This is a genomic window from Streptomyces sp. NPDC001880, from assembly GCF_053594575.1.
In genome coordinates this window covers 152761-166717 of the sequence record NZ_JBSFET010000005.1, presented here as the reverse complement: position 1 = coordinate 166717, position 13957 = coordinate 152761, and the positions used below count along the sequence as shown (strand labels likewise).

Here is a 13957-nt window from a genome sequence, read left to right as displayed (position 1 = left end):
TGACCGAGGTGCACAGTTTCCTGATGGCGCAAGCGCGCCTCGTGCGCCGTGCCACGCCACAACCGCGAAATCCATGCTCGTTACACAGAGTTGCGCGGAACGCCTTGACTCGACGGCGAACACCCCGCCAGCCGCTCGCCCTTGGCCTGGTGGCCGCCGTCCAGGAAGTGCCCGCGCGCACCTTCAGGCCGGCCCCTGCCTGCGATGAGCAAGATTCGCACTGCGGAACATTGTGTGGCGCAGAGCGAAGGGCCCGCCAAAGGTGCGCAGGTGTGCCGAGGGGGCAACTCTGGCTGCCGGGGCGAGAGTTCCCATGGTCTGCAGGACCTTCACCTATCTGCCCATCAGTAACACCTGGCGTCGCAGCTACACCTCGCACACGTACGACGACACGTACGGCATGGTCACCCAGACCGAAGCCATCGGCGACCAGGACAGGGCCGGGGACGAAGCCTGCACCCGGGTCTGGTACGCGCGCAACCCCGACAAGGGACTCACCGGCCTCGTCTCCCGCACCCGAGTCGTCGGCTCCGCCTGCTTGAGCTCCGGAGCCGTCATCACCGATGACAAACTGAACCTCCCCGCGGACTCCAAGACGCGCGGCGACGTGCTCTCCGACACGGCCGTCGTGTACGACAACGCGACAGCCACTGGCTGGTCGGCTTCCCAGTCCCCGACCCGAGGGCTTGCCACCTGGACCGGCAGGGCCAAGGCGTACCCGGCCGCGATCGGCACGAGCGACCGCACCCCTGCCCTCGACGGCGGCTGGCAGACGGTCACCAGGACCACGCGCGACACCCTCGGACGCCCGCTCAGCGTCACGGACGCCAAGGGCAACGCCACCACCACGACGTACTACCCCGCAGCGGCCGGCCCGCTCACCTCCACCGTTGTGGCGGCACCCAAGCTCGCCTCCAACGGCCAGTCCCACAAGACGTACACCTACGTCGACCCGGCACGCGGCTCGGTCACCAGCACCCTCGACGCCAACGTCAAGAAGACCGAGAACAGCTACGACGCACTCGGCCGCATCACCGGCACCTGGGAACCCAACCGCCACAAGGAAACCGACACCCCGAACACGAAGTACGCCTACAACTTCGCCCGCGGCAGCCAGCCCTGGACATCGGTCTCCACCATCAAGTCCGACGGCCAGAGCTACCGGACCAGCTACGCCATCACCGACGCGCTACTGCGTCCCCTCCAGACGCAGACCGAGTCGTCCCTCGGCGGCCGAATCCTGACCGACACCCGCTACGACTCACGCGGCCTCGCCTACGAGACGTACGCCGACATCTACGACAACCAGAGCGCCCCGGACGGCACGTACGCCCGCGCCTCCTACGCTCACACCCCGGCCCTGACCCGGACCACGTACGACGAGGCGGCACGTCCCACGACCAGCACGTTCACTGTCTTCGGCGTGGACCGGTGGTCGACCACCACCAGCTACACAGGTGATTCGACCGCCACCACGGCTGTCAAGGGCGGCAACGCCACCCGCACCATCACCGACGCCCTGGGCCGCACCGCCGAGACCCGCACCTACGCGGGCACCGAGCCGAACGACGCCGCGTACGGAGCCACGACCGGCACCGCCTACACCCGGGTGAAGTACGACTACACCCGCGACGGCAAGCAGTCGCAGATCACCGGCATCGACGATGCCAAGTGGACCTACACCTACGACCTGTTCGGCCGTCAGACCGGCACGACCGACCCGGACAAGGGGGCGTCCGCCACCGAGTACACGGAGCTCGACCAGATCGACTCCACGACCGACTCACGCAACGCGAAACTGCTCTACGGCTACGACGAGATCGGCCGCAAGACCGACCTGTGGCAAGTATCGAAGACGGACGCCGACAAGCTCGCCCACTGGAGCTACGACACGCTCCTCAAGGGCAAGCCCACTGCTTCGACCCGCTATGTCGGCGGCACCGGCGGCAAGGAGTACACCAAAGAGATCACGGCCTACGACACCCTCGGCCGCGCCACCAGTACCGACATCGTGCTGCCGAGTGACGACCCGCTGGTCACCTCCGGAGCGGTAACTTCCAGGCTCACTTTCGGTGCGGACTACTTCCTCGACGGCAGTCTCAACAACACCAAGGAGCCTGGAGCCGGCGGGCTTCCCAAGGAGATCGTCGAAGAAAAACACAACTCCGTCGGCCTGCCCATCAAACTCACCGGAACGAACACGTACCTCCTCGACGTCTCTTACTCCGCCCTTGGCCAGCCACAACGGCTCGCCCTCGGCGCGGGTGCCAAGAACGCCTACATCAACAACACGTACGAGGCAGGCACCGGTCGGCTCACCCGCAGCAACGTCACGGACCAGACCCATCCGTACATGCTGCAGGACCTCAACTTCACCCAGGACGACGCGGGCAACGTCCAGTCCATCTTCGACCCCACCACCCTCGGCGACACCACCAAGGCCGACAACCAGTGCTTCACCTACGACGCCAACCGGCGCCTGACCGAAGCCTGGACCCCCAAGACCGCCGACTGCGCCACCGATGGCCGCACCACTGCCAACCTGGATGGCGCCGCCCCGTACTGGACCAGCTACACCTACAACGACGCCGGCCAGCGCGACACCGAGACAACCCACGCGGCCACGGGCGACGCCACCACCACGTACGGATACAAGACGCCGACCGGCCAGCCCCACCCGCTCGTCAAGACCACGGGTGCCAAGGCCGCCACGTACGCGTACGACAAGGCGGGCAACACCACAGCCCGTCCCGGCACCCAGGCCACCCAGACCCTGGACTGGAACACCGAGGGCGAACTCGCCTCCACCACCGAACCGGCAGCCGGCGCGAAGCCCGCCCTGGGCACCACCTACCTCTACGACGCCGACGGTGAACTCCTCATCCGCCGCGCGACCGGAGACGGCGACACCGTCCTCTACCTCGGCGCCACGGAGGTACGTCTCACCACCAAGGGCGCGACCAAGACGATCTCCGGCACCCGCTACTACAGCGCGGCGGGCCAGACCCTCGCGGTCCGCACCACGACGTCCGGCACCGCGGGCAGCAAGCTCAGCTTCCTGGCCGCCGATCACCACGGCACCAGCAGCATCGCCATGGATGCCACCACCCAGGACGTCACCAAGCGCTATACCACCCCCTTCGGTGCTCCCCGCGGCGCAAAGTCCACGACCTGGCCCGACGACAAGGCCTTCCTGGGCAAGCCTGCCGACACCACCACGGGCCTCACCCACATCGGCGCCCGCGAATACGACCCGAGCGTCGGCCAATTCATCAGCGTCGACCCCGTGCTGGCCCCCGATCAGCATCAGTCGCTCAACGGTTACAGCTATGCCAACAACACCCCCGTCACTTCGGCCGATCCCACCGGGCTGTGGATCGACGATGGCACAGGCCACAGTGAGCCTAGGAGTGACGGAGGACCTGCCGGGCCATCAAGCCCGACGCCCGGCAAGACCGACGGTACATCCGGGAGTCGCACAGGAAGGACGAGCGGAACCACTTCCTCTGGTGGTCGTGAATCATATGAGGTAGAGAAGTCTACGCGCGCGAATCAAGATTTGGCCGACCGATTTCAGCAAGATCGGATGGCGCAGATTCTGGGTGGAGAGTTCGGATTGCGCGACGAGATCGATGATGGCGGGGACCAAGTATTCAAAGCTTGTATGGGAAGGGGAGGGGACCGGCGTCTATGTAACGGGGTGGAAGAATTTTTCGAGCTGGATAGGTGGAATGATGTGCGTAAAGCGGTGGGGCGTATCGATGAATCCTGGGCCAGCCCGGAAATGCGTAAGAAGAATAATGGAAGAGGGTTCGACAACAAGGAATATTCGCTTGCCCTTTATTTGGCCTTGAAGGGTAAAAAGGTCATGTCGCGCGACGATTCCGATGGGGCGGGAGATGCTTGGGTGGACAAGATTCGGTCGGAGTTCAAGGCGCCCACGTCCCGGAACGCAATTCAGACGCGTCTTAAAAAGGCAAACCAGCAAAATGCGGATCACGTATACCTGGATGTGCGAGGCACCGGACTACACCAAGGAGACGTGGAGAGGGCTGTGAACGGGCAGGTAAAGTCCTTCGCGGGGGGAGCTACATTTAATGAGGTATGGGCAGTCGGAGGCGAAGCGTACGCATACCTCAACGGCGGGGCCTTCGGCGCCTGGGATATACGAGTTTACGGGGACTGAGTAGTTCGCCGGATTCACGGCCTGAGTGTGACGGCGGCCGAGGCTGCCGTCACACTCGTCATCTGATTTTTCGTTAAACAAGGCAGGGCAATGGCAATCGGTGATTTCGATATCTTCATTAACTTTAAAGATGGGCTCCATGCTGGCGAAGGTCTTGACGTGGAAGTATCCCTTGATGTCGCAAGAGTGATTGAAGGAGAATGTCGAGAGTCTTGGGATCGGGCGGGTGATAGGTCATTTTCGGTCCAGGGTGAGGCGGCGACTGCATGGATTGCTGAGTTTAAGGAAAGCGGAGAGTTCGTGCTCCCTGTGTTCCTCGAGCATCCCTGTGATGTTGAACTGCGTTATCGTGCCGATTGTTCGAATTGGGGTGACGCCTTGGGGCTCGCGCGATTCGTTTTCCGCTCACTGGATTCACTTGAGAAGTATGACATGTTCATGATTCATGATGATGAACAGTTGGTGCAAATGAATTTCCCTCACCCTGATTTTCAAAGCCTGGGTGACTTTGTTTATTGGTAGGTTGAAGTACTGAACTTGATTGGGTGATGTCGGGAAGAGTCGCCCGACAGGAGTCGCTCGTCTCGCGGGCCTGCGGGTGTTGCCGGGGCAGTCCTTCGGGAGAAGATCTCCCCGTGAGTCAGCCCCTGCCGCATTTGCCGAAGCCCGAGTTCGTCTTGATCCTTGTCGAGGCTCCGCCCGAGGCGCCCGCCCAGATTGCTATCGACCTCGGTGAGACCGGCATCCCGGCCGGGTTGATCGGATGCGAGTACCGGCCGCTGAGCGAGCCGGTGTTCCTCGGGGGGATCGGCAAGCGGGGGCTGGTCGCCATCGCGACGAGTGGCCTGTTCGGACGCATCGCCGTCGACGTTGCCACTCGTCACATGGTGCAGATCCCCACGATCGATTCAGTGAGGGCCCGTCACGTCAACAGCGATCTTGGCTCCTTCAACCGATGCGTGGCTGCGGTGATCGAGCGCTTCCCGTTCTATGCGGACGGCGACGAGGGCAGGTACGAGGAGGTAGCGGAAGAGCTTCGCGATCTCATCTCCGGCATCGACGAGACCGCTCTCGCGGACAACGGGTTCTGGGAGACGTTCTGCGACGACGTGGTGATCGGGGACTATGCGGACTGGGATGCGTGATCCAGCGGCGAACTCGGCCTCGGGTCAGCCGTCCATGATCAGGTCGGTACCGGCATGGCAGCCGTCGACGGGGTCCGGGCGATACTGGATCTGCTTGAGCTTGTGCTTGACGGCGCTGGTGATCTGGCCGAGGTCGGCTGCGGCAAGGTTGCCGATGTCGCGCTTGACCAGCGACCAGATGCCCTCCTGTGGGTTCAAGTCAGTCGAGTAATGTGGTAATTGGAAGACGGTGAGCCAGTCGGCGTGGTCGGCGTGAAATCGCGCATCGGCTTGACCAGGTGCATACGCAGGTTGTCCCACACGAGCACGATCGGGCCGCCGAGCTGGATGTGCGCCCTGACCAGCAGGTCCCGCAGGTCGCGCCAGCCGATCCCCTTCGGCTCGCCCTTGCGGCCCCGGTACTCCCGGACCGAGCAGAACATCCGCGACCGCTTCCCGGGCCTGTAGCAGGTCAGCCCGGCCATAGACACCCGGCCCGAGCCCCGACCGCGCACCCGGACCACTGGCGTGCAGCCCCTGCGTCCCCAGCTCCTCGCGCGCGGCGGCGTCAACGCGTTCGATCGCCCGCCGGACCGGCTGCTGCCAAGACCAGCCGTGCCGCCTCAGCAGCCGCCAGGTGCCCTCCACCGCGTAGCTCACTTGGAACAGGCGGCCGATCAGCGTCTTGATCCGCGCCAGCGTCCACCGCTGGTCTGCCCAACCGTGAACCAGTGGCCCACGCTCCAACTCCCGTGCCAGTCTGGCGATCTGCGGGTCACTGAGCCTCGGCTGTCCCGGCGACCCCTTCGACAGGACCCCGGCCTCGCCGCGCTCCCGCCACTGGCGCCGCCACCGCTCCACGTACCGCTCGCTGACCCGGAACGCGGCAGCGATCTCCCGATTCTTCTGCCCGCTCTCGAAGCGTTCCACGGCCTGCAACCGGACCCGCTCCCTCACGGCCCTCCCGGCGTCGGTCAAGCCGCCGCCCTGTGCGTACCTCACGGTCCAGGGATACCGGACCGGACCAGCCACCGTCAGGCGAACGGCGCCGACATCACCCAATCAAGTTCAGTAGCTGCCTTCTTTGGGAAGGGGCGGCGTCGGCGTGTCTCGGTGCCGTCGGCTCAGGCGTAGCCGGTCGGGGTGTTGGCGTGGGCGGTGCGGGGCCGGTGGGTTGGTGGTCGGGTCCTAGCAGTAGTCGGCGGTGGAGGTGCTGTTCGGCTGGTCGGGGTGGGTGAGCGTCGGGGAGCGGTTGGAGCTGGAGGCCGGGCGGGCCAGTGCGGCCATGGGCGATGCCACCACCACGTACGGATACAAGACGCCGACTGGCCAGCCCGGCACCCGAAGCCTGATCGGCGCCCTGAGGGCGAGGGGGTCGGGGAGAAAGGAGTGGCTCAACCGTGTCCGGATCAGCATGATCGCGCGTATGGGTACTGACATACGGGGCTTCATCGAATGCCGTCTTGAATACCGGGAGTGCGAAAGGGGTTCCTTCTGGCACGCTGCGGTCGACTTGGAACACCTGAAGGTGCCGAGAAACTACGACGCCTTTGGCTGTCTATTCGATGTGCGTGGCAACGAGCAGTTCGCCCCAGTGGTCCCTGTCCGCGGACTTCCTGCCGATGCGTCGAGCCGTGTCCGTGAGGGACACGAGACAACGGCTGGGAGAAGCGCGACCTGGGTCAGCTGGGAGGAGATCAAACGAATCGACTGGGATGAAGAGTCTGCTCGTCCTGACGTCTACATCCGCGAGTACCGCCGTGATCCGCAGGGCGAATGGCGGCTTCTCCGGCGGCATTATCAAGCTCCTCAGGAGTTCATCGATCTCTGTGGGCAGCCGGCCCGCATCGCAGCACGAGCCAGTGAACACTTCCCCGAAGGCTCCCAGTGGGTCGACGGAGATCAGATGTTCCGTGTCGAGCGCCTCACTCGACGCGATGCCGTGCCAGACGACCAGTGGGGGCCCACCTGGTCCGTCATGGGCTCTCTCGCCGACCTCCACGGGAGCGACGGTGTCAGGCTGACCGTTTGGTTCGACGACTGACGCACACATCGCGTGACGGCTACAGCTGAACGGTCATGGTCACGGTCACCTCGTCACCTGCCGAGAGTCCCCGCGGCTTGCGGACCGCGTTCTTGAGCGGCAACAGATAGCTGCCGTCCTTGGGAAAGAGTGACGTGGTGAAGGCGGTATCGGCCGATGCGCGCGTCCACGGGGACCGCGCCCCAGCCGTACGTGGCCAGCGCGGCCACCTCGCGGATGTCGACGGCCTGTTCGGTCGGCACGGTGGCGAAGTAGAACGGTGAAGGCCCCCGCCATTCGATGACGCGTCCGGTGAATTCAACGTGCACGAGGTCGATCCGTTCATCGCGGGAGCCGAATGCCGGGCAGGGTACACGCGGGCCCACGCAGAAGGACCAGGTGCGGCCGTGGTTGACGTCGGTGGATGTCGCGAACGCCGGCTCGACCAGGGCGGGGCCCGGGGCGAGATGGAACGTGAGCGTGTCGTCGCGTACGAAGTAGACGCGGGCGCCGTACATCTGGGGAGGGTGAGCACCACCGATCCGCTGCCCGCCGTGTTCAGGGGGATGGCGCAGTCGACCGGCAGTGGGGTCTGCGGGGTGGCGGGGGAGTCGGGGCGGTAGAGGCTGCCGTCGGCCCGCAGCAGTCCCCAGCGGTCGGTTCCCTGCTCGTGGCCGGTGACAGAGACGTTAACCCTGCCCGGCAACGAGCGCTTCTTCAGGGCCAGTTCACAGGCCGCGGGGGCAGCGGAGCTTAAAAGAAGGGGGTGTGCGGCCCGGCACGCCGGGCCGCGGCGTCGTCAGACCGTGGCGTTCAGGAACGCGGTCCAGGCGGCGGGAGGAACGGTGAGGACGGGGCCGTCGGTCACCTTGGAATCGCGGATGTGCACGGCGGCGGGGTGAGTGGCGACCTCGACGCAGTCACCGCCCTGGCTGCCGCTGTAGCTCGACTTGCGCCAGTCGTAGGCGACTTCGAGGCAGTCACCGCCCTGGTCACTGCTGTAGCTGGACTTGAACCAGGCGAGGGCGGTGGTGCGGGCGGCCGGGTGTGCTGCGCGGGTCATGTCTCTCCAAGCAGTTCGTCCAGTAGGCGTGCGCTCGCCTCGACGGAGAGCGCCTGCGAACGCAGCATCCCATATTTCTGCTGGAGCACACTGACGTCATCCGGATCCTCGTGAAGGTAGCTGGTCAGCTGTCCCTCCACGTAGACCAGGTGGTCGTGATCGGGGGTCTCCAGCAGCACCATCGGCCCCGCCAGCCCGGCATGCTTCGGGAGTTTCATCGGCATGATCTGGAGCCCCAGGAAAGGGAGTTCCATGCACTGGCGCAGATGTCGGATCTGCTCCCGCAGCACGGCTGGATCGCCGATCTGGCTGCGCAGGATGCTCTCCTCCAGCAGGAAGTGGAGCATGGGGCGGGGTTTGCGGTTGAGTAGCTTCTGCCGACCGAGTCGGTCTGCCACCCACTCCTCCTGCTCGTCCACCTCCAGGGGTGGGTAGAGGCAAGAGAAGAGGAATCGGGCGTATTGCTCTGTCTGGAGGAGCCCCGGCACTACCCGGTCCTGGTACGAGAGCAGTGTCACCGCCTGCTGCTCGTAGTCCACGAAGTCCTGTACGAACGCCGAGAACCGCTCCTTCTGCGGCACCTTCGACACCGCGATCTGCAACGCCCCCTTCGTGTCCAGCAGTTCGTCCAGCAGGACCGCGAGGTCCCACTGCAGTGCTCGGCGCCCCTGCTCGATCGACGCGATCGTGTCCTCGCCCACCGAGCACCGCTCGGCCAGTGCCGCCTGTGTCATGCGGGCCGCCTTGCGGAACATCGCCAGCTGGGCGCCGATCAGGTGCCAGGACGTGATCCGCTTGCTCTTCTTCTTTGCCGGTTGCATGAACTGCCTCTCCCCGTCACGAACCCCGGATGACCCGTCAGAGGTCGTACATCTCCGTTGTACGACCCGACGCGCTGCTCAACGGTAGTGACTTTGTGTGACGTTGGAAGCGTGAAAGAGACAACTCAAATCCCGCACTTCCGCGAGGTGTTCCACCGCCGCGAACGCCGGTCCGTCCCGCTCGTACGGCAGTTCGTGCGCAAGGCTCTTGTCGACTGGACGTGCGATGACCGCGCCGACGACGTGTTGCTCTGCGTGAGCGAACTCGTCACCAATGCCCTGCTGCACGGAGTACCGCCCGGTCGTGGATTCCGGCTCCACCTCTACCTGGAGCCGGCCGACCGCACCCTGCGCGTCGAGGTCCATGACAGCGGTGACGGGGAGGTCCGGCCCGCCGATTCCTGGGCGGAATCCGACGAGGAAGGGGGCCGTGGGCTGCGGCTTGTGGAGGCGCTCGCCGACAAGTGGGGCGTGGGGGAGCGGAACCCCGGCAAGGTGGTGTGGTGCGAGTTCGAGGTGTCGTCGGGGGCGGGGGCGGGGCGCGGCATGCCGAGGAGATAGACCCGGGGGCCGGGAAACAAGATCGGGAGGGTCTACCGGTTCCGGCCGCGCGTGGGTTATCCCTGGAACGGCGGCCCCGCACGGGGCGTTTCCGTGGACGTGGAAGGAAGAACCTGCCGTGGACGACTGGTATGTGGACGACCGCTGCACCAACTGCGACGTGGCCCGACAGTTCGCACCCGAGCTGATCGCGGAAGAGGAAGGGACGTCGCGGATCCTGCGGCAACCGGGCGACGAGGCGGAGAACCGGCGCTTACACGCTGCCGTCTTCGCCTGCCACACCCGCTCGATCCGGCCCGCGTCGGGGCAGCTCGACCCGGCGCTCGACCCGTTCCCGATGGCGCTCGACGACGGCGTACTGGTCTGCGGGCACAACTCCCGGCAGACCGCCGGCGCCAACTCCTATCTGCTGCGGCGCCCGTCCGGCACCGTCATGATGATCGACACCCCGCGCTGGAGCACCGAACTGGCCGAGCGGTACGTGGCGACCACGGGGCCCGTCACCGATGTGCTGCTCACCCACCGCGACCACGTCTCGCACGGGCGCCGTTACGCCGACCACTTCGGGGCCAGGATGTGGATCCACGAAGGCGACCTCGACGCGGCGCCGGACGCGGACCGGGTGATCCGGGGGCTCGACCCGGTGGAGATCGGTGAGGGCGTCACCGCCCATCCGCTGCCCGGCCACACCCGGGGCAGCGTGCTCTACCTCGCGGACGACCGGTACTGCTTCACCGGCGACAGCTTCTACTGGTCGCGTACGACCGACGACCTCGAAGTCGCGGAGAGCGTGACCTGGTACTCCATCGAGGAGTTGGCCGCCTCGCTGGCGCGGACGGCGGGGCAGTTGCGGTTCGAGTGGGTGCTGCCCGGCCACGGCGACCGGCAGCGCCGGGACGCAGGCGAGATGTCGCGGCGGCTGCACGCGCTGGCGGAACGCACGGCGCTGTTGCGGCCCCGGCCGATCGACTTCACGGCCCTGCGCTGGTGAGGAGGGGCCGTCAGGCATCGGCCTCCGGGCATGCCGCTCGGTGGCTCTTGCGGTAGGCGCGTGGGGTGGTGCCCGTGAGCCGGGAGAAGTGGTGGCGCAGGCTGGCCGGGGAGGTGAAGCCGCACCGGGCCGCCACCCGCTCCACGCCCTCGTCGGTGTCCTCCAGCAGTTCGCGGGCCCGCTCCAGTCTCCGCCGCAGCAGGTACTGGGGCGGGGTGGCGCCGGTCTGGGCGTGGAAGCGGCGGTTGAGGCTGCTGAGACTGATCCCCGCGTGCGCGGCGAGGTCCGCCGGGGTCAGGGGGAGGTGCAGGCGGGCCTCCAGCCAGCGCAGTGTCGGTTCGATGCCCGCGCTCTCGGTGAGTTCGCGGTCGATGGTCTCCTGGACGCGGTCGCCGTGCGGCAGGAGCGGGGTGAGGAGTTCCCGGGAGGTCTCACCGGCCACCCGCTCGCCGTGGTCCTGGGCCAGCAGACGCAGGCAGACGTCCAGGCCGCCGAAGATCCCTGCCGAGGTGAGGAACCGGCCGTCGGTCACGACCGTGCCGACCGGATCGACCTCGATACGGGGGTGGCGGCGGGCCAGCTCCTCGGTGTGGCGCCAGCCGGTCGTGGCGCGGCGGGCGTCCAGGAGACCGGTGGCCGCGAGGGTGAAGACGCCCGTGCCGATCGCGCCGGTGCGGCAGCCGCGTGCGGCGGCGGCCCGGAGCGCCGCGAGCACCTCGGGCGTGGGCTCGTCGCGCGGCCCGTCGCCGTCCTGGCCGGGGACCAGGACGACATCCGCGTCGGCGAGGCCGTCGAGCCCCCACGGGACGGAGATCCGGAGCGGGGCGGGTGCACCCGTGGCGGTGAGGCCCGGGGTGGCGCAGAGGCGCACCTCGTAGTCGGCGCCGGGGTGGCCGGCCGTCGCTGTCCCGAAGACCAGCCCGGGGGTGGTCAGCTGGTGTCCGGGGAGCCTGTCGGGTACAAGAACGGCGATGACGGACATGTTGCAGAACCTATCCGAGGAGGGACGGGCGGGGCCCGGGATGCACCGGGGCGGGGCGTACCCGGCGGGCCGACGGGTGGTCCGTCTCGCCCGCCCGGGTGTGTGTCGTGTCAGCGGTGCGTGTGGATGGTCTTGTCGATCCACTTCGCGTACGCGGGAACGTTGGTGTACATGCCGGGGCCGGTGCCGCAGGTCGGATCGGTGTCGCCGTCGCCCGACGTGACGCCGACCAGTTCCCAGCGTCCGTCCCGGCCGCGCTGGATCTGCGGGCCGCCGGAGTCGCCGAAGCAGGCCATGGCGCCCGGCGTCCTGCTGACCGTGCAGATCCGGGTCTTGTCGGCGCGGCCGGGCGAGCACTCGTTCACGGCGCCGATGCGGGTGTCCAGTTGCTGAAGCCGGTCCGGGAACACCGCGTCGGGGAGGTTGTGGGTGTCCAGGACGGTGCCGAAGCCGAACAGGCGGGTCGGGGTGCCGGGTTCGCCCACCGACTTCGCGATGCGGATGGGCTTCTCCTTGACCGGGTGGTCCAGCTCGACGAGCGCGATGTCGTTCGTGCTGGGGTCGGACTCGACGTCGTAGGCGGGGTGGGTGACGGTCCGCTTGACGTGGCGTACGGTGCCGCCGGACTCGCGGTCGTGGGAACCGATGCGGACGATGCCGTCCAGTGCTTTCGGGTTGACGCAGTGGGCCGCCGTCACCAGCCAGCGCGAGTCGATCAGCGAGGCGCCGCACTGGGCGTGCACCTCGCCCGCCCACTGGGGGAGCGTGGCCATGAACGGGTAACGCTGCGTGGCCTCCTGCCCGTTGACGATGGCGTTGGCGCTGCCGGACATCGCCGTGACGCACGCCGTCGCGGCCAGGGCGACGGCGGCGAACCGCCCCGCACGGCGGGAACGGGACGTGCGGGACCGGGACGGAGCGGCGGATGTCGAACTGCGTGTGAACACGGGTGATTCCTTCGTTCCGATGCGCGTCGTGCGCGTGGTGGGTGTGCGGACCGGCTACCGGGCGTCGTCTCGCCTCCGGTGCCGGGCAACACCCATCCTCCGGACCGGGCCCGTCCGGAAAAAGCGGCCCTGATGTCACCCTCGGCTAAATTCTGGACATGCCAGTGATCGCCGTCCTCGCGCTCGACGGGGTGCCGGGCCATGAACTCACCGGGCCCGGAATGTGCTTCGGCACGGCCGCCCGGCACCACCCGCAGGTCGCGTACGAGCTGCGGTACTGCACCGCCCCGGGCTTTCGCGGCACCGGCTCCCCGGCGCCCTTCGCCATCGACACGCCCTGGGGCCTGGACGGGCTGGCGGACGCCGACACCGTACTGCTGCCCGGCCACGCGGGCTTCCGTGACGAGCCGGACCCCGGGGTCGCCGACGCCCTGCGGGCCGCCGCCGAACGGGGCGCCCGCATCGGCGCGTTCGGCACCGGGACGTTCACCCTCGCCGCCACCGGGCTCCTGGACGGACGCCGGGCCGCGACCCGCCGACAGTACGCGGCGGAGCTGGCGCGACGCCATCCCCTGATCGATGTCGATCCGGAGGGGGCCGTCGTGAACGCGGACCCCATCCACAGTGCGGCCGGAGTGCTCGGCGGCCTCGATCTCTGCCTGCGCCTGATCACCCTGGACCACGGCGTGACGGTCGCCACCGAGACGGAGCGGCAGGTCTTCATGCAGCTCCACGCACCCGCCGACACCGAGGACGCCACGGGATTCGCGTCCCCTTCCACCGTGGCCCCTTTCGCCGCGTCCCCGCCCGCCCAGTCCCCGCCCGCCGCGGCCCCTTCCGCCGAGGCCCGGCACTCCCTCGGGCCCACCACCCGGTGGATGGAGGCGCACCTCGACCACCCCTTGACGCTGAACGACATCGCCGACCACGCGGGGCTCACCGTGCGCGGCCTGAACCGGCGCTTCCGGGCCGAGACCGGGCTCTCCCCGCTCCAGTACCTGCTGCGCGCCCGAGTCCAGGCCGCGCAGCGACTGCTGGAGCGCGGGGACGAGCCGGTCGAGCGCATCGCCGCCCGCACCGGCTTCGGCACACCCGCCAACCTGCGCCACCACTTCCAGCACCACACGGGAACCGGTCCGCGCGTCTACCGCACCGCCTTCCGCTCCCTGGTGGCCACCCTGACCTGGGCGGAAGGCAGGAACGCCGAAGCGGCGGAGCCCGAAGCGTCCGGCGGCGCCGACGACCGCCGCAGCTGATGT

12 protein-coding genes and 2 pseudogenes are annotated in these 13957 nt (G+C 67.5%); 7 read left to right on the top strand and 7 right to left on the bottom strand.

The features are described from left to right. The first annotated feature begins 313 nt into the window (after positions 1-313). The 3 genes from ACWCQ6_RS05265 to ACWCQ6_RS05255 all read left to right on the top strand — a co-directional run bounded on the left by ACWCQ6_RS05265 (position 314) and on the right by ACWCQ6_RS05255 (position 5331). Positions 314-4186 (top strand): RHS repeat-associated core domain-containing protein, encoded by a 3873-nt coding sequence (locus ACWCQ6_RS05265; protein ID WP_451085578.1) that lies wholly within the window; start codon positions 314-316, stop codon positions 4184-4186. 90 nt (positions 4187-4276) lie between these two features. After that, the gene (locus ACWCQ6_RS05260) at positions 4277-4708 is read left to right on the top strand and encodes a hypothetical protein (RefSeq protein WP_451085576.1); all 432 of its coding nucleotides are present in this window, start codon (positions 4277-4279) and stop codon (positions 4706-4708) included. A gap of 113 nt (positions 4709-4821) precedes the next feature. Continuing rightward, the gene (locus ACWCQ6_RS05255; RefSeq protein WP_451085574.1) at positions 4822-5331 is read left to right on the top strand and encodes an SUKH-4 family immunity protein; all 510 of its coding nucleotides are present in this window, start codon (positions 4822-4824) and stop codon (positions 5329-5331) included. 24 nt (positions 5332-5355) lie between these two features. Here ACWCQ6_RS05255 and ACWCQ6_RS05250 read toward each other — a convergent pair whose 3' ends face one another. Continuing rightward, positions 5356-6267, bottom strand: coding sequence for a winged helix-turn-helix domain-containing protein (locus ACWCQ6_RS05250; protein ID WP_451085572.1), 912 nt, complete (start codon positions 6265-6267; stop codon positions 5356-5358). Between the two features lie 328 nt (positions 6268-6595). On the opposite strand from ACWCQ6_RS05250, the gene ACWCQ6_RS05245 reads away from it, so the two are divergent. Next, positions 6596-7354, top strand: coding sequence for a hypothetical protein (locus ACWCQ6_RS05245; RefSeq protein ID WP_451085570.1), 759 nt, complete (start codon positions 6596-6598; stop codon positions 7352-7354). A 19-nt stretch (positions 7355-7373) separates the two neighbouring features. Here ACWCQ6_RS05245 and ACWCQ6_RS05240 read toward each other — a convergent pair. The 4 genes and pseudogenes from ACWCQ6_RS05240 to ACWCQ6_RS05225 form a co-directional block, all read right to left on the bottom strand. Further along, positions 7374-7662 (bottom strand): annotated as a pseudogene (locus ACWCQ6_RS05240) (DUF1905 domain-containing protein). A 57-nt stretch (positions 7663-7719) separates the two neighbouring features. Next, positions 7720-8087, bottom strand: a pseudogene (locus ACWCQ6_RS05235) (beta-1,3-glucanase family protein); the annotation flags it as partial. Between the two features lie 45 nt (positions 8088-8132). Further along, positions 8133-8396: a DUF397 domain-containing protein gene (locus ACWCQ6_RS05230; RefSeq protein ID WP_451085568.1), complete on the bottom strand. Its 264-nt coding sequence runs from the start codon at positions 8394-8396 to the stop codon at positions 8133-8135. Beyond that, complete coding sequence (locus tag ACWCQ6_RS05225; RefSeq protein ID WP_451085566.1) at positions 8393-9217, bottom strand: helix-turn-helix domain-containing protein; 825 nt, start codon at positions 9215-9217, stop codon at positions 8393-8395. The genes ACWCQ6_RS05230 and ACWCQ6_RS05225 overlap by 4 nt, the downstream gene beginning before the upstream one ends. A gap of 111 nt (positions 9218-9328) precedes the next feature. On the opposite strand from ACWCQ6_RS05225, the gene ACWCQ6_RS05220 reads away from it, so the two are divergent. Continuing rightward, positions 9329-9778 (top strand): ATP-binding protein, encoded by a 450-nt coding sequence (locus ACWCQ6_RS05220; protein ID WP_451085564.1) that lies wholly within the window; start codon positions 9329-9331, stop codon positions 9776-9778. Between the two features lie 118 nt (positions 9779-9896). Continuing rightward, a complete protein-coding gene (locus tag ACWCQ6_RS05215) occupies positions 9897-10769 on the top strand; it encodes an MBL fold metallo-hydrolase (RefSeq protein WP_451085562.1) in 873 nt (290 codons plus the stop codon). Positions 10770-10779: 10 nt separating this feature from the next. Here the strand turns inward: ACWCQ6_RS05215 and ACWCQ6_RS05210 are convergent, their stop codons facing one another. Together ACWCQ6_RS05210 and ACWCQ6_RS05205 are read right to left on the bottom strand one after the other, a co-directional pair. Further along, positions 10780-11751: a GlxA family transcriptional regulator gene (locus ACWCQ6_RS05210; protein ID WP_451085560.1), complete on the bottom strand. Its 972-nt coding sequence runs from the start codon at positions 11749-11751 to the stop codon at positions 10780-10782. Positions 11752-11861: 110 nt separating this feature from the next. After that, positions 11862-12698 (bottom strand): S1 family peptidase, encoded by an 837-nt coding sequence (locus ACWCQ6_RS05205; RefSeq protein WP_451085558.1) that lies wholly within the window; start codon positions 12696-12698, stop codon positions 11862-11864. A 158-nt stretch (positions 12699-12856) separates the two neighbouring features. On the opposite strand from ACWCQ6_RS05205, the gene ACWCQ6_RS05200 reads away from it, so the two are divergent. Beyond that, positions 12857-13954: a GlxA family transcriptional regulator gene (locus tag ACWCQ6_RS05200; protein WP_451085556.1), complete on the top strand. Its 1098-nt coding sequence runs from the start codon at positions 12857-12859 to the stop codon at positions 13952-13954. Positions 13955-13957 lie beyond the last annotated feature (3 nt).

Coding starts and splice junctions, on each gene's coding strand:
- ACWCQ6_RS05210 (WP_451085560.1), bottom strand. CDS start 11,751: ATGTCCGTCATCGCCGTTCTTGTACCCGACAGGCTCCCCGGACACCAG.
- ACWCQ6_RS05200 (WP_451085556.1), top strand. CDS start 12,857: ATGCCAGTGATCGCCGTCCTCGCGCTCGACGGGGTGCCGGGCCATGAA.
- ACWCQ6_RS05245 (WP_451085570.1), top strand. CDS start 6,596: ATGGGCGATGCCACCACCACGTACGGATACAAGACGCCGACTGGCCAG.
- ACWCQ6_RS05225 (WP_451085566.1), bottom strand. CDS start 9,217: ATGCAACCGGCAAAGAAGAAGAGCAAGCGGATCACGTCCTGGCACCTG.
- ACWCQ6_RS05265 (WP_451085578.1), top strand. CDS start 314: ATGGTCTGCAGGACCTTCACCTATCTGCCCATCAGTAACACCTGGCGT.
- ACWCQ6_RS05260 (WP_451085576.1), top strand. CDS start 4,277: ATGGCAATCGGTGATTTCGATATCTTCATTAACTTTAAAGATGGGCTC.
- ACWCQ6_RS05230 (WP_451085568.1), bottom strand. CDS start 8,396: ATGACCCGCGCAGCACACCCGGCCGCCCGCACCACCGCCCTCGCCTGG.